General features: G+C 64.4%; 16 protein-coding genes and 1 tRNA gene. 9 read left to right on the forward strand and 8 right to left on the reverse strand.

Annotation, left to right across the window (positions count from 1 at the left end; all coding sequences use genetic code 11):
* Positions 1-3: 3 nt before the first annotated feature.
* The 3 genes from XH90_RS01220 to XH90_RS01230 all read left to right on the forward strand — a co-directional run bounded on the left by XH90_RS01220 (position 4) and on the right by XH90_RS01230 (position 1,914).
* A complete protein-coding gene (locus tag XH90_RS01220) occupies positions 4-816 on the forward strand; it encodes an SDR family oxidoreductase (protein WP_194478822.1) in 813 nt (270 codons plus the stop codon).
* A gap of 207 nt (positions 817-1,023) precedes the next feature.
* On the forward strand, positions 1,024-1,302 hold the full coding sequence (locus tag XH90_RS01225; protein ID WP_194478823.1) for a PepSY domain-containing protein: 279 nt from the start codon (positions 1,024-1,026) through the stop codon (positions 1,300-1,302).
* 33 nt (positions 1,303-1,335) lie between these two features.
* Positions 1,336-1,914: a cytochrome b/b6 domain-containing protein gene (locus XH90_RS01230; protein ID WP_194478824.1), complete on the forward strand. Its 579-nt coding sequence runs from the start codon at positions 1,336-1,338 to the stop codon at positions 1,912-1,914.
* 83 nt (positions 1,915-1,997) lie between these two features.
* Here XH90_RS01230 and XH90_RS01235 read toward each other — a convergent pair whose 3' ends face one another.
* Both XH90_RS01235 and trxA read right to left on the reverse strand, forming a co-directional pair.
* Positions 1,998-2,675 (reverse strand): LON peptidase substrate-binding domain-containing protein, encoded by a 678-nt coding sequence (locus XH90_RS01235; protein WP_194478825.1) that lies wholly within the window; start codon positions 2,673-2,675, stop codon positions 1,998-2,000.
* A 30-nt stretch (positions 2,676-2,705) separates the two neighbouring features.
* Complete coding sequence (gene trxA, locus XH90_RS01240) at positions 2,706-3,626, reverse strand: thioredoxin (protein ID WP_194478826.1); 921 nt, start codon at positions 3,624-3,626, stop codon at positions 2,706-2,708.
* A gap of 274 nt (positions 3,627-3,900) precedes the next feature.
* On the opposite strand from trxA, the gene XH90_RS01245 reads away from it, so the two are divergent.
* From XH90_RS01245 to XH90_RS01260, 4 genes are all read left to right on the forward strand, one after another.
* Positions 3,901-3,975: transfer RNA gene (locus XH90_RS01245), tRNA-Gly, on the forward strand.
* Positions 3,976-4,051: 76 nt separating this feature from the next.
* Positions 4,052-5,038 carry an NAD(P)-dependent oxidoreductase gene (locus tag XH90_RS01250; protein ID WP_194478827.1) on the forward strand — a complete coding sequence of 329 codons (987 nt, stop codon included), beginning with the start codon at positions 4,052-4,054 and terminating at the stop codon, positions 5,036-5,038.
* Positions 5,039-5,418: 380 nt separating this feature from the next.
* Positions 5,419-6,693 carry a sorbosone dehydrogenase family protein gene (locus XH90_RS01255; protein ID WP_194478828.1) on the forward strand — a complete coding sequence of 425 codons (1,275 nt, stop codon included), beginning with the start codon at positions 5,419-5,421 and terminating at the stop codon, positions 6,691-6,693.
* A 195-nt stretch (positions 6,694-6,888) separates the two neighbouring features.
* Positions 6,889-7,482 carry a cytochrome c gene (locus XH90_RS01260; protein WP_194478829.1) on the forward strand — a complete coding sequence of 198 codons (594 nt, stop codon included), beginning with the start codon at positions 6,889-6,891 and terminating at the stop codon, positions 7,480-7,482.
* A 79-nt stretch (positions 7,483-7,561) separates the two neighbouring features.
* On the opposite strand, the gene panE is transcribed toward XH90_RS01260, so the two are convergent.
* From panE to XH90_RS01280, 4 genes are all read right to left on the reverse strand, one after another.
* Complete coding sequence (gene panE / locus XH90_RS01265) at positions 7,562-8,485, reverse strand: 2-dehydropantoate 2-reductase (protein WP_194478830.1); 924 nt, start codon at positions 8,483-8,485, stop codon at positions 7,562-7,564.
* Between the two features lie 90 nt (positions 8,486-8,575).
* A complete protein-coding gene (locus XH90_RS01270) occupies positions 8,576-9,184 on the reverse strand; it encodes a 2-hydroxychromene-2-carboxylate isomerase (protein WP_194478831.1) in 609 nt (202 codons plus the stop codon).
* Positions 9,185-9,274: 90 nt separating this feature from the next.
* Positions 9,275-10,609, reverse strand: a complete 1,335-nt coding sequence (locus XH90_RS01275) for an MATE family efflux transporter (RefSeq protein ID WP_194478832.1) — start codon at positions 10,607-10,609, stop codon at positions 9,275-9,277.
* 89 nt (positions 10,610-10,698) lie between these two features.
* Positions 10,699-11,295 (reverse strand): DUF2239 family protein, encoded by a 597-nt coding sequence (locus tag XH90_RS01280; protein WP_194478833.1) that lies wholly within the window; start codon positions 11,293-11,295, stop codon positions 10,699-10,701.
* A 148-nt stretch (positions 11,296-11,443) separates the two neighbouring features.
* On the opposite strand from XH90_RS01280, the gene XH90_RS01285 reads away from it, so the two are divergent.
* Positions 11,444-12,109: a glutathione S-transferase family protein gene (locus XH90_RS01285; protein ID WP_194478834.1), complete on the forward strand. Its 666-nt coding sequence runs from the start codon at positions 11,444-11,446 to the stop codon at positions 12,107-12,109.
* Positions 12,110-12,136: 27 nt separating this feature from the next.
* On the opposite strand, the gene XH90_RS01290 is transcribed toward XH90_RS01285, so the two are convergent.
* Both XH90_RS01290 and ggt read right to left on the reverse strand, forming a co-directional pair.
* A complete protein-coding gene (locus XH90_RS01290; RefSeq protein WP_194478835.1) occupies positions 12,137-13,432 on the reverse strand; it encodes an MFS transporter in 1,296 nt (431 codons plus the stop codon).
* Between the two features lie 95 nt (positions 13,433-13,527).
* Positions 13,528-15,279, reverse strand: a complete 1,752-nt coding sequence (ggt, locus tag XH90_RS01295; protein WP_194478836.1) for a gamma-glutamyltransferase — start codon at positions 15,277-15,279, stop codon at positions 13,528-13,530.
* A gap of 100 nt (positions 15,280-15,379) precedes the next feature.
* On the opposite strand from ggt, the gene XH90_RS01300 reads away from it, so the two are divergent.
* Positions 15,380-16,765: an MFS transporter gene (locus tag XH90_RS01300; protein WP_194478837.1), complete on the forward strand. Its 1,386-nt coding sequence runs from the start codon at positions 15,380-15,382 to the stop codon at positions 16,763-16,765.
* Positions 16,766-16,870 lie beyond the last annotated feature (105 nt).

Raw genomic sequence — 16,870 nt, forward strand, 5'->3', positions numbered from 1 at the left:
AGCATGACGCTGACACTCGTCACCGGAGGCACGGGTCATCTCGGCCGTGACATCGTCGATCGCCTCGTTCGCGACGGGCATCGTGTCCGGCTGTTTGCACGCGCCCGAGGTACGCGGCCGGACGTCGAATGGGCCATCGGCGATCTTGCCACGGGCGCTGGCTTGTTCGACGCCTTGAACGATGTCGACACGGTCATCAACGCGGCGACGCATTCGCCGATCGCGCGGCGCGGCGGCGTTCGGCCGGTCGATTTCTTCAAATCGCCTTCGGCGGTGGACGTCGACGGAACGGAGCGTTTGCTGTCGCTCTGCGAGCAGCAATCCATCCGGCACTTTCTGCATGTGTCGATCGTCGGTCTCGATGACGCGACATTGCCGTATGCACGGGTCAAGCTGGCGGGGGAAAAGCTGGTTCGCGCCTCCAGCCTGCCGTGGTCCGTCGTTCGTGCAATGCCATTCTACTATCTGCTCGATAAGATGCTCGCGGGCCTCGCCTGGCTTCCGCTGTGGCCGATGCCGACGACGTCCTTCAATCCCGTCGATACCAGCGATGTCGCCGATCACGTCGTCGCCTGCGCCTTCGACGGGATGTCTGGCGAGCGCACGGAGATCGGCGGCCCTGAAGACCTCGGCGTCGCCGCGCTCGCCGGCCAGTATCGGGATGCGCGAGGGCTGCATCGAAAAATACTCCCGATACCGATGTCCGAGGCAAAGGCGCGCGGCATGGGCTTTGTCGTCAGCCGGGGCGTGCGTGGGCGGCTCGCATGGGCGGAATGGCTGCAACGCCGCTATTCCGGCACGCACCACGCCGCCTAGCGGAGTCCGCAACGCTCGCGGACGAATCCGGCCGTGAGGCTTAAGGCCGCAGCGCGCGGCCAAACACGCGTTGCGCGGAGCGCGCTGATGTTTTGGCGACGGTTAGAATATCTCTAACGCCGCACTGATCCGAACCCCGATTGACTTCACGGCGTCCCTGGCTTCCTTCGGCCCGCGTTTCGCGCACACGACACAGAGGAGATATCAGTGAGAGTCATTCGTGTTCTTGCCGTCGCACTGACGGTCGGGATCGGCATGGGGTCGACGGCGATGGCCGACGGTTTCAAGGATTGCACCAAGCTCGACAAGGCGTCTTGGAAGCCGGCGGGCGATGCCGAAGCCAAGGCCAAGGCCGCGGGTTATGAGGTGCGCCGCTCCAAGATCGAAGGCTCCTGCTATGAGGTCTATGGCGTCAAGGAAGGCAAGCTCTACGAGCTGTTCTACAGCCCGGAAGATCTCAGCCTGAAGCACACGATCGCCAAGTAAGGCTGTGCGCCAAGGTGTGAGGGTGGTCCCGTCTTGAACGACAAAGCGGTGCTAGACGTGCGCGGGGTGTCCGGTCGGACCCCCGCGGATAGAACGGTCGCGGTGTGGGACCTTCCGTTGCGCCTCTGGCACTGGGCTCTCGCAGCGTGCGTCTTGACCGCGTGGTTCACGCCGACAGTCCATGACAGGCTTCACCGCATCGTCGGTTATATCGTCATCGCGCTGCTCGCCTTCCGTCTGGTCTGGGGCCTCCGGGGCAGCCGCTACTCGCGCTTTCGCATGACCGGCGTCAGGCTTCGCGCCGCGCCCTCCTATCTCTGGAATCTGCGCCGCGGCATCACCGGCCGCTATATCGGGCTCAATCCCGCCGGCACGTTGATGCTGGTGGCGCTGCTGCTGTCACTCGCCGTCTCGGCGATCACCGGCGCGCTGTCGGTCACAGTCACATTCTTCGGCGTCTGGTGGATCGAGGATACGCATGCTTGGGCATCGGACGCAGTCATCGTCCTCGTCGTGCTGCATTTCGTCGGCGTGGTGGCGATGGGCCTGCTTCAGCGCGAGAACCTGATCCGCGCCATGATTACCGGCCGCAAGCGCATTCGCCGTCATTAGCGAAGTTGGTTTGCACCGCTCGCGCGGCGGGCTCGGTAACCTCTCCCGCAAGCAAGCGGGAGAGCGAGCACACCGTCCCTATGTCACTGCAACGGCGGATCGCCGCTGGTGCGCTTCTTGGCGAGGTCCATCTCGGTCACCGCGATCAGGATCTCCGCGCGGGTCTTCAGATCAGGCGCTTCCAGCATCGCCTGCTTCTCGGCCGGGCCATAGGGCGACATCATCGCGAGAGCATTGACCAGCGCCTCGTTGGGGGCGCTCTCGACGCCTTCCCAGTCGACCTTGAGATTGTTGGCCTTCAGGAAATCCGCCAGCGCCACCAGCAGCGCCTCGCGGTTGACCTCGTCCTCGCCGAGCCGCGCCTTGAAGTCGTCGGTGAAGGCGAAGAAATCGACCTTGCACTGCCGGTAGGCGGTCAGCACCTCCAGCTCCTCGAGCACCCTGAAGCGCGCAACGCCGGTCAGTTCGAGGATGTAGCGGCCGTCGCCGGATTCGGCGAGCTGGGTGATGCGGCCGACGCAGCCGACGCGGAACAGTGCCGGCTTGTCGGAATTTTTCGGCGAATGCGCCACGTCAGGCTGGATCATGCCGATCAGGCGATGACCGTCGCGAAAGCAATCGTCGACCATCGCCAGATAGCGCGGCTCGAAGATGTTGAGCGGCATCTGGCCGCGCGGCAGCAGCAGGGCGCCCGGCAGCGGAAACACCGGAATGATTTCCGGAAGGTCGGCGGGGCCGCGATATTCGATGTTGATCGGCATCTGGTCCCCGCGTGGATTTGCGACCTGCGCTTACGAAAACAGGATCGTCGACAAGCGCTTGCGACCCTCGACGGTTGCATCATCCGTGCCGCCCCAGGCCTCGAAGAACTGCACCAGCTGCTTGCGGGCGCCGTCGTCGTTCCATTTGCGGTCGCGCTTGACGATCGCGAGCAACTGCTCGGTGGCGGCGGTGCGATCACCCTTCGCGTTCAGCGCCGTGGCGAGGTCGAACCGCGCCTGATGATCCAGCGGGTTTGCGGCGACTTTCTGTTCCAGTTCAGCGATGGGGCCGAGTTGCTCGGCCTGCTCGGCGAGATCGATCGCGGTCTGCACCGCCTTCACGGCGGGGTCGTTGCGCTTGGATTCCGGCACCATGGCCAGCGTCTGCTTGGCCTGCTCCATCGCGCCGGAGACGGCGTAGCATTTGGCGAGGCCCGCGAGCGCCGCGATGTTGGTGGCGTCATGCTGGAGGGCTTCGGCATAGATCTGCGCGGCGGCCGCAGCGTCGCCCTCGGCGAGCACGGCATCGGCTTCCTGCACGATCTCGGCGACGTTGACCTCGCCTGGCGCGGTGACGCCCTTGGTCAGCTTCTCGATGAAGGCGTTGAGCTGGCTCTCGGGCACCGCGCCCATGAAGCCGTCGGCGGGCTGGCCGTTGACGAAGGCGATCACGGCCGGGATCGACTGGATGCCCATCTGGCCCGGGATCGCCGGATGCTGGTCGATGTTCATCTTGACCAGCTTGACCTTGCCCTTGGCTGCCCGGACCGCCTTTTCCAGCACGGGAGTGAGCTGCTTGCAGGGGCCGCACCACTCCGCCCAGAAGTCGATCAGCACCGGCTGGCGCTTCGATTCCTCGATGACGTCCTTCACGAAGGTCTGGGTGGTGGTGTCCTTGATCAGATCGGCCGCAGCCGGGCCCGCTCCGTTACCCTGGTCGATGATCGTCACGGGATCCCCTCGTCTGATGTCTGGAATGGCGGGTCTTTAGCACGTCGCCATCACATATGCTTCGTTTCAGGCCCTAAAATTGGGCCGGGACGGCCGAATTTCAATCCATCGCAGCCGATTCGCCGGTTCCGGGTCATTTTCGGTCGATTTGGCCGCCTCGGAGCGCATATTGGGGCTCCGAAAGCGAGATGATGCTGCCGGTAGCTGTTGCATTCGCCTCCCGCTTTTGGCATACGACAGCCGTTGCCGGCGCGTCACGCGACCGACACAGGATGCGGGTGTAGCTCAGTGGTAGAGCACGACCTTGCCAAGGTCGGGGTCGAGGGTTCGAGCCCCTTCGCCCGCTCCAATTTTTCCCAGAGCATCCAGCCCAATCAGGTCAGTCCGTGGTTCTCCACGCCGCTGGCGGCTGGCTTGGGTCTTCAATGACAATTCTGGTCACCGGCAGCGCCGGCCACCTTGGGGAGGCCATTCTCCGGATGCTTCGGCGGCGCGGGTCGCGGGCGCGCGGGATCGATCTGAAGCCGTCGCCGTTCACCGATGCCGTCGGCTCGATCGTCGATCCCGGCTTCGTCCGGGCGCAGATGGACGGTGTCACCGCCGTGATCCACACCGCGACGCTGCACAAGCCGCATGTGGCGACCCACAGCAAGCAGGCCTTCGTCGACACCAATGTCACCGGGACACTCAATCTGCTCGAGGCGGCGGTCGCGGCCGGCGTGGCGAGCTTCGTCTTCACCAGCACCACCAGCGCGTTCGGCTCGCAGCTCCGGCCCGAAGCCGGACAGGCGGCGGTTTGGGTTACCGAGGAGCTGCCGTCGGTGCCGAAGAACATCTACGGCGCCACAAAGCTGATGGCGGAAAATCTGTGCGAGCTGTTCTTTCGCGAGAGGGGATTGCCGGTCGTGGTGTTGCGAACCTCGCGCTTCTTTCCGGAGGATGACGACGATCCCGCGATGCGGTCGGCTTACGCGCTGGACAACGCGCAGGCCAACGAGCTGCTCTATAGACGGCTGGATATAGCGGACGCGGTCAGTGCGCATCTGCTCGCCGTCGCGCGCGCGGGCGAGATCGGCTTCGGCCGTTACATCGTCTCGGCGACCAGCCCGTTTGGAAGACACCACCTCGCCGCGCTCGCCCGTGACGCCGCCGGCCTCGTGCGCGAGCTGTATCCGGATTGCGCGCAGCTCTATGCCGCGCGCGGCTGGCGGCTCTTCCCCGGGATCGACCGCGTCTATGTCAATGAGCGCGCACAGCGCGAGCTCGGATGGCATCCTGAATTCGATTTCGCCCATGTGTTGCGCAGCCTTCGCGCCGGCTCCGATTTTCGCAGCGCCCTGGCGCGCGAGGTGGGAGCGAAGGGCTATCACGACATGCGGTTCGACGATGGTCCGTACCCCGTCGCCAAATAGGCGCCGCTTTTGTCAATTCGCACGATGAATCAGGCGCGTGGCTGGAGTCACCGCGCTCCGTCAGGCCTTCGCCGTTCTACTGTGCATGGGGTTGTTTTCGAGGTTTTGCGTTGGTCTTCCTTTCTCCGCTCGCAAATGAGGCGCGCCATCTCGATTCCGCGTTGCAGCGAGGACGTTGTCATCGCCGCATGCGACGATGTGAGACGATCCGTCTCAATTTTTACGGAGCGCAATCACAGCGGCACGCGACGCGCTTTTCACCGCTCGCAGATGTGCTAACCTTTTTGCGTCTGCCACCTCGGCAGACTCCGAACTTCGCCTACTCACACAGCAAAACAAAGAACGTGCAGCCCTGACGGCTGCCTTAGGGGAGTGACGCGATGAAATCGATGATCCATCGGTCCGTGTTGGCGCTTGCAGCGGTTGCCCTTCTTGCCGGGACAAGTGCAGTCAGCGCGCAACAGCAGGACAAGAACCGTGCCCTGAAGAAGTACGAATCCGGCACCAAGGAATTCTGGACCCATCCGCCGGATGACTGGTTCCTCGGCGACGAGACCGAAGCGCAGAAGGGCCTCGCTCCGCCCTCGGGCCCGCCGACCGGCGCCTCCGACGCCGAGCTCGCCAACATCATCAAGAAGGTGAAGCTGCCGGCGGGCTTCAAGATGGAGGTCTACGCCTCCGGCGTGCTGGCCGCGCGGCAGATGGCCTGGGGCGACAAGGGCACGCTGTTCGTCGGCTCGTTCGGCCTCGGCAACGTCTATGCCATCAAGGACAATGGCGGGAAGAAAGAGGTCAAGACCATCCTCAAGGGGCTGAACATGCCCACGGGTCTGGCCGTCAAGGATGGTGCGCTCTACGTCATCGCGGTCGACAAGCTGATCCGCTACGACGACATCGAGAACAAGCTCGACAATCCCGGCCAGGGCAAGGTCGTCTATGACGACATGCCGTCCTATGCCGCGCATGGCTGGAAGTATATTGCCGTCGACAAGGAAGGCTGGTTCTACATTCCGTTCGGACCGCCCTTCAACATCGGCATTCCGCCGACCAGCGTCTCGCAGATCCGGCGCGTCGATCCCAAGACCGGCAACGCCGAGATCTACGCGCTCGGCGTTCGCAACTCGGTCGGTGGCGATGTCGATCCGCGCACGGGCAAGTACTGGTTCACCGAGAACGCACGTGACTGGGTCAGCGACGATCTGCCGAGCGACAAGCTGAACATGATCTCCAGGCTCGGCGAGCATTTCGGCTATCCCTACTGTCACCAGGGCGACCTTCCCGATCCGAAGTTCGCGATGGGCCACAAATGCTCCGAGTTCACGCCGCCCGTGCTGAACCTCGGCGCTCACGTCGCTCCGCTCGGCATGAAGTTCTATACCGGCGACCAGTTCCCCGCCGAGTACAAGAACAACATCCTGATCGCCGAGCACGGCTCCTGGAATCGTCACAAGTACCAGGGCGCCCGCATCATGCGCGTGATCGTCGGACCCGACGGCAAGAACGCCAAGCAGGAGGTGTTCGCCTCCGGCTGGATCGAGGGTGATCAGGGCTATCTCGGCCGCCCCGACGACATCATCCTCGCCAAGGACGGCTCGATCCTCGTCGCCGACGACTGGGCCGGCGCGATCTATCGTATCAGCTACAGCAAGAAGTAGCGCGACGTGACAGAGAGGCTGCGGTGGCCATGAGGCGGCCGCAGCCTCGTTCATTTGAAAGTCTCACTGTCGTTCCGGATTGCGCGCCACTCGCGCGCAAGTGCGGAACCCATGCCCACGAGCGGGGGTTATGGAGTCCGGGCTCGTGCTCCGCACGCCCCGGAATGACGCGTTCGACAGATCGGAATCCTCACGATGCGCCGGCAATTCATCTCGCACGCAATCAGCGCGATTGCGCTCGTTACGCTCGGCTTTCTTCCGGCAGATGCCGCCGACAACGCCGCCCTCCAGGAGAAGGCGGCCGTGTGCTCCGGCTGTCACGGCGAGAACGGCATCTCGCAGACCGAAAACATCCCCTCGTTGGCAGGCCAGCCCGATCAATTCCTGCAATGGCAGCTCGTGTTCTTCCGCGCCGGCTCGCGCAAGAACGAGCAGATGCAGCCGATTGCCGAGCAAATCACCAACGAGGACGTCCGCAGCCTCGGCGCCTACTTCGCGGCCATGACGCCGCCGAAACCAGCCGAGGACCGGGATCCGGACCTGTCGAAAAAGGGTGCGCAAGTGGCCGTCGGCCGCCGCTGCGCCTCGTGCCATACCGATAGCTTTGCCGGCACCAAGGCCGTCGCGCGGCTCGCAGGGCAGCGCGAGGAATATTTGGTGAAAGCGCTGCACGACTACAAAAGCAGCCAGCGTGTCGGCGGCGGCGTCGCTGCAATGGCCGATGTCGCCTATCACATGAGTGACGAGGAAATCACCGCCGTCGCGCACTATCTGGCGTATTTCAAATAGCGCTGTACGGAGCCGCAAACCCTACTGTCGTCCCGGACAAGCCAAGCGTAGATCCGGGATAACGATCGAGTGAGAGGCCCTACCCCGCCCGTTGCTTCTCATACGCCTTGAGATGCGTATACGCGATGCGCAGCTTCGGCACCGGCACCTTGGCGGCATCGGCGCGCACGATGAGGTCGCCGATTACGTGATCGGCCTCGACCGGGAAGCCGGCCTTGATGTCGCGGAACATCGAGGCCGTCATCGGTGAGCCCTCGGTGGTCAGGTTGCCCTTGACACGCTCGAAGAACGGTCCACCCGGCGGGTAGCCCGACGCGGTCGCGATCGCGCTGGTCTCGTCCAGCATGCCGAGCAGGAAGTCCCGGCCGCCGGGCGCGGCGAGGATGTTGCCGACGGACGTGCGCATCAGGCTGGTGGAGGCCGCAAGCGAAGAGAGGAACACCCACTTCTCCCACATGTCCTGCATGATGTTCTGGCTGGCGGTGGCGCCGACAATGCCGCTCTTGAAGGCCTCGTCGATCGCCTTGACGCGGTCCGACATCGTGCCGTCGCGCTCGCCATAATTGATCGACTGCATCGGCTGTAGCTGCACCACCTCGCGCTTCTCGTTGAGGGTGGCAGCGATGGCGCAGAGGCCGCCGAGCACGCGCTCCTTGCCGAACCTCTGGTCGAGCGTGTCGAGATGCTTCATGCCATTGAGCATCGGGATGATCGCAGTGTTCGGCCCGACCGCCGGCGCAAACGACTTGATGGCGTCGTCGAGGTCGAATGCCTTGCAGCTCAGCAGCACGACGTCGAACTTGTCCGTGATCGCGTCGGCCTGCACGGTCGGCGGATTCTTCAAGGTCACGTCGCCATTCGGGCTCTTGAGGACGAGGCCGTCTCTGGCGAGCTCGCTGGCGCGCTTGGGGCGGACCAGGAAGGTCACGTCGCGGCCGGCCTGCAACAGCCTGCCACCAAAATAGCCGCCGATGGCGCCGGCGCCGACCACGAGGATACGCATGGGGAGGTCCTTGTTGTTGCTTCTTTCGTCGTCCTGGCTAAAGCCAGGACGACCTCGACGAGACTACTAGCTTTCCGGGAGATGCGGGAATCACTTCTCCAGCACCGTCTCCTCGACCTCGCGCAGCTGCTCCTTGCCGAAGAACATCTCGTTGCCGACGAAGAAGGTCGGCGAGCCGAAGGCGCCGCGTGCGACCGCCTCCTCGGTGTTCTTGATCAGCTTGGCCTTCACGTCGGGCTCCTGGGCGCGGGCGAACAGCTTCTGGGCGTCGAGCCCCGAGGACGCCAGCGCTTTTGCGGCGACTTCAGCATCGTCCATTTTCTTCGGCTCGCGCCACATATGATGGAAGGCGGCATCGACATATTTCTCGAACACGCCCTCGGCTTGCGCCGCGATTGCCATGCGCATCAGGTTCAGCGTGTTGACGGGGAAGTTGGGATTGAACACGTAAGGCTGGACCTTGAAGCGCTTGAGGAAGCGTTCGGTCTCGACCTGCTGGAATTCGCGCTTGTTCTTGATGCCGGCGAGCGTCTCCGCCGGCGACTTGTTGTTTGTCGACTTGAAGATACCGCCGAGCAGGATCGGCACATATTCGAACCTGACGCCGATGCGCTGCTCGATCGCCGGGATCGCGAGATGGCTCAGATAGGCATTCGGGCTACCGAAATCGAACAGGAATTGCGGGGCTGTGCGGGTCAAGTTCGTTCTCCCTGAGGTCGCTTTCGAGTCATTGTGGCGCAGCGCGCGGCGCAGGTCCACCGTTTAATGATGGTCATAATATCTTGACGATCAGACCAGGCGCTTGATCGCCCGCTTGCGCCACACCAGAAGGTAATAGCCCATCTGCAAAACGAACATGGCGCAGAATACGATCGGATAGGCGGCCCACACGCCGCTGAGGCCGATCGTGCGGCTGAGGATCACCGCCGACGGCAGCTCGATCGCGAGAATCGCGAAGATCGACAGCAGCATCGGTGTCAATGCGACGCCGGCGGCCCGCATCGCGCCGGAGAACGTCGTCGCAAGGCCGAACGGCACCGAGCTCCACAAGGCGACGAAGAGCAATCCTTTCGCCAGATCGAGCACGGCGCGGTCGGTGATGAAGATGCCCAGAACCGCGCGTGGTGCGAGATAGATCAACGCCACCAACCCGCCGGTCAGCACGAGGTTGAGCGCCAGGCCCGTGCGAACAATGCCGTCGAGGCGCGCCCGGTCGCCGCCGCCGACTGCCTGCGCGCCGAGGATCGAGACCGCAATCGAAATCGACACGGCCGTGAACTGCGTGTAGCCCATCACCTGGTTGACCGCGCCGTAAGCCGCGGTGGCGTCGGAGCCGAAGCCGTTGACGAGACCAAGCAATACCAGCTCGGCAATCGCCATCACGACCATGCCGACCGCGCTCGGCAAACCGATGCCGAGGATCTGTCCGATCACCGCGCGATTGAGCCGCACATGGCGCAGCAGCGCGACGTCCGGCGCGAGCGCGTGCTGCTTCCGCAGCAGATAGGCCGCCAGCACAATCAGCGTTACCGCGTTGGCGATTGCGGCGGCCCAGGCGGGGCTGGTGATGCCGACGGTACCAAGGATCAGCATTGGCGTCAGGATCAGGCCGATCGCCGTCGACAATGCCAGAGCCAGCAGCGGCGTCACTGTATCGCCGACGCCTCTGATCATCGCCGTCGTCAGCAGGAAGACGAAGCCGAGCGGCATCGTCAGCAGCATGATGCGCGCGTAACGGCTCGCCTGGTCGAGAATGTCCGCGGGCGTCGCGAGCAGCATCATCAGTTGTCGGCTGGACAGGCCCCCGACCAATCCCACCGAGATCGAGAGCAGCAAGCCGACCGCGAGCGTCGTGCCGGCGACGATCTTGATCCTGTCGTGCTTGCCCGCGCCAAAGGCCTGGCCGATCAGCACGGTGGCGCCGGTGCTCAATCCCATGACGAAGGCGAACAGGAAGAAGAACACCGGAAAGAAGGTCGAGACCGCAGCGAGTGCGTCCACGCCGATCATCTGGCCGAGATAGACATTGCTGACGGTGCCGAACAGCGACTGCAGCGCGTTGCTCAGCATGAGCGGTGTGAGGAAGCGCAGAAAAGTTTGCCAGAGCGGCTTCGGAGCGGACATGGGTTTGCCTTTCATCGGGGCGAGCAAAGCCGTTGCCGCGCGATGCACGCGCGGCCTGGCCGTTGATGGAGTTGTTTGAGATCGCGCTCTTAAGCGCGGTCGCTGTAGGCGAGCTTGACGATGTGATCGCGGATGTCGGCCGGCCAGTCGGCAATCAGTCCAGTGAAGCGCCGCCGGTCATCCGCAAACAGCGCGCGCGAGGCTTCCTCGAACTGTGCGAGATTGCCGGCCATGGTCGACATGAAGTGATAGGCCGCATCGCGCGCCTGCCGCTCGCGATCCTTGTCGCCGCTTGCCCGCCTAGCCTCGTCGACGAGCTTTCGCAGCGCGACCGAGGCGCCGCCGGGCTGAGCGTTGAGCCACTCCCAATGCCGCGGCAGCAGCGTCACCTCGCGCGCGACCACGCCGAGCTTTGGCCGGCCGCGTCCGCGCGGTTCAGTTGGTGGAGTGGCCTCCTCGACCGGTGGCGGGATCAGCTTCGCGAGGCGCGCCAGCACCTCGCGATCGCCGCCGCGCAGATCGAAGTCGATCGATCGGCCGGTGGCGTCCTCGAAGATGATGATCGGCTCGTCCGGCCGTGCCGCCACACGCTTGACGACCAGCGCGACCTCGCCAGCCGGCCCGGACACCAGGCGATGCTGTCCCTGGAAGGCGGTGAAAATCCTCTGCATTGAAATCATTGCCATATTGACGACATTGACGCCTTTAATACCCGGGTAAATAGCCGCGGTCAATATACCCGGATGAAAATATTCATCAGGGTGGCTCGACATTGCGCTGCCGGGCTGGCAGGTACGCGACCGACCGACCATGCCTACTCCTGGGGATCTCGCGATGCTGACCGTCCACCACCTCAACAACTCGCGTTCGCAGCGGGTGCTGTGGCTGCTCGAGGAACTGGGCGTGCCCTACGAGATCGTGCGCTATCAGCGCCAGCCCGACATGCGCGCACCAAAGGAGCTGCGTGCGATTCATCCGCTCGGCAAATCGCCCGTCATCACCGACAACGGCAACACCATCGCCGAGTCGGGTGCGATCATCGAATATGTGATCGCGACCTACGGCAACGGCCGGCTGATCCCGCCGCCCGATACGCCGGAGCGGCTGCGCTTCACTTATTGGCTGCACTACGCGGAAGGTTCTGCGATGTCGCCGCTGCTGCTAAAGCTGCTGTTCACGCTGATGCCGAAGCGCGCCCCGGCGCTGCTTCGTCCGCTGGTGCGCAAGGTCTCGAACCAGGCGCTCACTGCGCTGGTCAATCCGCAGCTCAAGCAGCACATGGATTATTGGGATGGCGAGCTCGGCAAGAGCGAGTGGTTCGCCGGCAACGAGTTCACCGCGGCCGATATCCAGATGAGCTTCCCGCTGGAAGCAGCGCAAGCGCGCGGCGGGCTCGAGCAGGGCCATCCCAAGGCGATGGCGTTCCTCGATCGCATCCATGCGCGGCCGGCCTATGCGCGCGCGCTGGAAAAAGGCGGGCCGTACCAGGTGGGGCGGTAAGTTTCCTCACCGCCCCAATATCATGCTTCAGTCTGCGTGCAGTATGCGTCCGCGCGTCTCGGGCAGCGCGAAGGCAGCGATGAAGAACAGGGCGTAGGCGGCGACTGCGAAGATCGCGATCGCATTGGCCAGCGAGGTCGACGCCGACAGCGCCCCGACGAGGAACGGAAACAGCGCACCGATGCCGCGGCCGAAATTATAGCAAAAGCCCTGGCCCGAGCCGCGCAGCCGCGTCGGATAGAGCTCGGTCAGGAACGCGCCGACCCCGGAGAAATAGCCCGAGGCGAAGAAGCCGAGCGGGAAGCCCAGCACCCACAGGATCTCGTTGTTGAGCGGCAGCTGCGTGTAGAGCAACACCACGGCCATCGCGCCGATCGAGAAGATCAGGAACAGGTTGCGCCGCCCGATCCGGTCGGCAAGCCAGGCGCCGGTAAGATAGCCGATGAAGGAGCCGACGATCAGCGTCGAGAGATAGCCGGTCGAGCCGACGATCGACAGATGCCGCTCCTTGGTCAGGAACTGCGGCACCCAGAAGGTGATGGCATAGTAGCCACCCTGGCAACCCGTCGCCGCCAGTGACGCAAGGATCGTGGTTTTCAGGATCCGGCCCGAAAAAATCTCCCAGAGCGCCGGACGATCTCCGCTCGCGGCGTGCTTGGCGCGCGCTTCGGCGGCGATCTCCGGCTCGGTGACGGAGCGGCGGATGTAGAACACCAGCAGCGCCGGCAGCGCGCCGATCACGAACATCCAGCGCCACGCCGTTTCCGCCGACATCGACGAGAACAGGATCGCCTGCGACAGCACCGCAAGGCCCCAGCCGACCGCCCAGCCCGACTGCACCGAGCCAACTGCGCGTCCACGATATTGCGGCCGGATCGCCTCGCCCATCAGCACGGCACCTGCGGCCCACTCGCCGCCGAAGCCGAGACCGAGCACGGCGCGCGCGATCAGAAGCTGTTCGAAATTCTGCACGACGGCGCAGACCAGCGAGAAGAACGAGAACCAGATGATGGTGATCTGGAGCGTCCTGACCCGGCCGATGTGGTCGGAGAGGTAGCCGCCGAGCCAGCCGCCGATGGCGGACGCGAGCAGCGTCACCGTGCCGGCAAGGCCTGCCGAGGCCGCGTCGACCTTCCACAGCGCGATGATGGTGCCGATCACCAGCGGGTAGATCATGAAGTCCATGCCGTCGAGCGCCCAGCCCGCCGCGCAGGCCCAGAAGGTTCGGCGCTCGGCCGCATTCATGTCGCGGTAGAAGGCGAGAAGGCTGGTGTCCTCGATCTCGGCGCGCTCGATGCGCTGGAGCGGATCGGCTGTGGTCATGTGCGTTTCCCCGGCAAAATCTTTTGGTCGGGCGGTGGTAGCACGCGCGGAGGCCGGTGCAAGCCGGCGCGCGCCCCTGCCATGCATCGAGCGGGTTACTGTCCTGCGGCTTCCGCGCCGCGCGTCCGTGGATCGGGTGCGCCGAGCGGCCCGTTCGCTGTTACGGCAATCGAATTGGCGGAGGTTTGTCCCATCGGCTCGACGATGAGATGGTCCATCGCCTTCAGCGAGGACAGCACATCGTCGGGGAAGCCGCGCTCGACCCGCACCTCGTCCGGCAACCATTGATGATGCAGCCGCGGCGCGGCTACGGCGGCGGCCACGTCCATCTTGTAGTCGAGCACGTTGACGATCACCTGAAGCACGGTCGAGATGATGCGGCTGCCGCCGGGCGAGCCCGTCACCAGCACCGGCTTGCCGTCCTTCAGCACGATGGTCGGCGACATCGAGGAAAGTGGCCGCTTGCCGGGCCCCGGCAGATTGGCTTCGTATCCGACGAGACCATAGGCATTGGAGGCGCCGACGGCCGCAGTGAAATCGTCGAGCTCGTTGTTGAGCAGCACGCCGGTGCCGTCGGCGACGAGGCCGACACCGTAGCTGAAGTTGAGCGTGTAGGTATTGCTGACGGCATTCCCGCTGCTGTCGACGACGGAGAAATGCGTGGTGTTGCTGCCTTCCCGCGGCGCGGGCGGGGCGGATACGATCTCCTTTGACGGCGTCGCCCGATCGGTGGAGATGCTCGCGCGCAGTTTGGCCGCATAGTCTTTCGCCGTGAGCCGATCGATCGGTGCACTGACGAAGGCGGGATCGCCGAGATAGCGCGCGCGATCCGCGTAAGCGCGCTTCATGGCTTCGATCAGCAGATGCAGCGACGCCGGCGAGCCCTGCTTCAAATCGGCGAGCTGAAAGCCTTCGAGGATATTGAGCGTTTCCACCAGCACCACCCCGCCGGAGGATGGCAGCGGCATCGAGACGATGTCGTAGCCGCGATAGGTGCCGCGCACCGGCGCGCGGATCACGGCTTGATAGGCCTTCAAATCCGCCGGCGTCATGATGCCGCCGGCATCGGACACGGACTTGGCGATCTTCTCGGCCACCGGGCCCTCGTAGAAGCCGCGCGGTCCCTGCGCGGCGACGCTCGCCAGCGTGTCGGCGAGGTCGCTCTGCACCAGCCTGTCGCCTTCGCCAAACGGCTTGCCATCCGGCTTTGCGAAAACTTTCGTCGAGGATGGCCAGCGCGCGAGCCGCGGGTACCAACCCGGCAGCGTATCGGCGATGTCATCGGTGACGATGAACCCGTCGCGAGCAAGTGCGATCGCAGGTTCGAGCAATTGCGCCAGCGTGAACTTGCCCGAGCCGTACTTCTCGAGTGCCAGCGAAAGGCCAGCGACCGTTCCGGGCACGCCGATGCCCAGCCCGGAATCCCGCGATTTGGCGGGATCAGGCTTGCCATCGGGTCCAAGGAAAATTTGCGCCGTGGTCGCCGCCGGCGCGGTCTCGCGATAATCGATCGCGATGTCCTCGTTGTGCTCGGCCGAATGGATCACCATGAAGCCGCCGCCGCCGATATTGCCCGCGCGCGGATAAGTCACCGCCATGGCGAAGCCGGTCGCAACGGCGGCGTCGACGGCATTGCCGCCACGCCGCAAGACGTCGGCCCCGACCCGCGCAGATATCTTCTCCTGCGCCACCACCATGCCATGCTCGGCTGGGATAGCGTGAACCGTGTCGAGCGCAGGAGGGAGATAGGCCCGCCGCGCATCCTGCGCGGTCGCCGATGCAAGACCGAACGCCAGAGCACCGACGAGCGCTAGGAAAGTCCGCCGTGTCGAAAATGACGCCATCATCAAAATTCCGCCGAGCCTTCTGGCCAATTCACACGCGTCACTGCAATGCTATACGGTTTGCGCTAAGAGGGACAAAACAGTTTGTGATGAGGACTGCGCAATGACGACGATTGCCTCGGATGCGCGCGTGACCGGCGCCCCGCGGACCTATCCGCCGCGCGCCGCCGTCATCAGCTGGATCTTCTTCGATTGGGCCGCGCAGCCCTATTTCACCCTGATCACGACTTTCGTGTTCGCGCCCTATTTCGCCACCAGCATCGCGCCGGATCCTGCCACCGGCCAATCGCTCTGGGGTTTTGCGATGGCAGCAGCTGGCATGGCGATCGCTTTGCTGTCGCCCGTGCTCGGCGCCATCGCTGATGCTTCCGGTCGCCGCAAGCCCTGGATCGCGGCGTTCGGCGCGGTTCTGGTGCTGGCCTCCTGCACATTGTGGATCGGCAAGCCCGGCGATCACGCCATCATTCCGCCGTTGCTCATGGCGGTCGCGCTCGCCAGCGTCGGCGCGGAATTCGCCACCGTCTTCAACAATGCGATGATGCCGACCCTGGTGCCGCCGGAGCGCATCGGCCGGCTTTCTGGCACCGGCTGGGCGACGGGCTATATCGGCGGCATCGTCAGTCTGGTCATCGTGCTCGGCTTCCTCGCCGCCAATCCCGAGACCGGCCGCACGCTGCTCGGCTTCACCCCGCTGTTCGGGCTCGATCCCGCCACGCATCAAGGCGATCGCGCTGCAGGGCCGCTGACGGGGCTGTGGTTCATCGTCTTCGTGACGCCGATGTTCCTGTTTACGCCGGATTATCCGGCGAAGCGCCCGATGGGCGAGGCGCTGTACGAAGGCCTCGCTGATCTCACGCGATCGCTGAAGGATCTGCCGCAGCAGAAATCGCTCGCCGCGTTTCTGCTCGCGAACATGATCTATACCGATGGCCTCGTGTCGCTGTTCGCATTCGGCGGCATCTATGCCGCCGGTACCTTCGGCTGGCACACGATCCAGATCGGCACGTTCGGGATCATCCTCGCCATCGCCGGAACCTTTGGCGCCTGGCTTGGCGGCAAGCTCGATGACTTCCTCGGCCCGAAGCGCGTGATTGCCGGCAGCATGCTGATCCTGCTGCTCGCGGTTGCGGCGATCCTGCTCGTCGACAAGGACAGCGTGCTGTTCGTCAAGGTCGCGCCGCCGGTACCGGGCGGACCGCTGTTCGGCGCCGCCGCCGAGCGTGCCTATATCGTGCTGGGGTGTTTGATCGGCGCGGCCGGTGGCCCGCTCCAGGCGGCTTCGCGCACGCTGCTGATCCGGCTCGCACCGAAGGATCGCATCGCTCAGTATTTTGGCTTGTTCGCGCTGACCGGAAAGGTCACGTCCTTCATCGGCCCGCTGCTGATCGGTGTGATCACCGCGGTCACCGCGAGCCAGAAGGCCGGCATGGCCGTGCTGGTCGTGTTTTTCGTCACCGGGTTCGCGCTGTTGATGCGGGTGAAGGAGTAGCATCTCCACCGTCATTCCGGGGCATCGCGGAGCGATGAACCCGGAATTTGGAGGTTGTCGCGCGTGACTCCGGGCTCGCGCTGCGCGCGCCCCGGAATGACGGCA

Origin of the sequence: Bradyrhizobium sp. CCBAU 53338 (assembly GCF_015291665.1) — a bacterium.
Classification (GTDB): Bacteria; Pseudomonadota; Alphaproteobacteria; order Rhizobiales; family Xanthobacteraceae; genus Bradyrhizobium.

Excerpts from the sequence above, each read along its gene's own strand:
- panE (WP_194478830.1), bottom strand. The coding sequence starts at position 8,485 with ATGCGTATCCTCGTGGTCGGCGCCGGCGCCATCGGCGGCTATTTTGGT.
- XH90_RS01280 (WP_194478833.1), bottom strand. The coding sequence starts at position 11,295 with ATGGCAATGATTTCAATGCAGAGGATTTTCACCGCCTTCCAGGGACAG.
- XH90_RS01255 (WP_194478828.1), top strand. The coding sequence starts at position 5,419 with ATGAAATCGATGATCCATCGGTCCGTGTTGGCGCTTGCAGCGGTTGCC.
- XH90_RS01260 (WP_194478829.1), top strand. The coding sequence starts at position 6,889 with ATGCGCCGGCAATTCATCTCGCACGCAATCAGCGCGATTGCGCTCGTT.
- XH90_RS01300 (WP_194478837.1), top strand. The coding sequence starts at position 15,380 with ATGACGACGATTGCCTCGGATGCGCGCGTGACCGGCGCCCCGCGGACC.
- XH90_RS01275 (WP_194478832.1), bottom strand. The coding sequence starts at position 10,609 with ATGTCCGCTCCGAAGCCGCTCTGGCAAACTTTTCTGCGCTTCCTCACA.
- XH90_RS01220 (WP_194478822.1), top strand. The coding sequence starts at position 4 with ATGACGCTGACACTCGTCACCGGAGGCACGGGTCATCTCGGCCGTGAC.
- XH90_RS01285 (WP_194478834.1), top strand. The coding sequence starts at position 11,444 with ATGCTGACCGTCCACCACCTCAACAACTCGCGTTCGCAGCGGGTGCTG.
- XH90_RS01290 (WP_194478835.1), bottom strand. The coding sequence starts at position 13,432 with ATGACCACAGCCGATCCGCTCCAGCGCATCGAGCGCGCCGAGATCGAG.
- XH90_RS01235 (WP_194478825.1), bottom strand. The coding sequence starts at position 2,675 with ATGCCGATCAACATCGAATATCGCGGCCCCGCCGACCTTCCGGAAATC.
- ggt (WP_194478836.1), bottom strand. The coding sequence starts at position 15,279 with ATGATGGCGTCATTTTCGACACGGCGGACTTTCCTAGCGCTCGTCGGT.
- XH90_RS01250 (WP_194478827.1), top strand. The coding sequence starts at position 4,052 with ATGACAATTCTGGTCACCGGCAGCGCCGGCCACCTTGGGGAGGCCATT.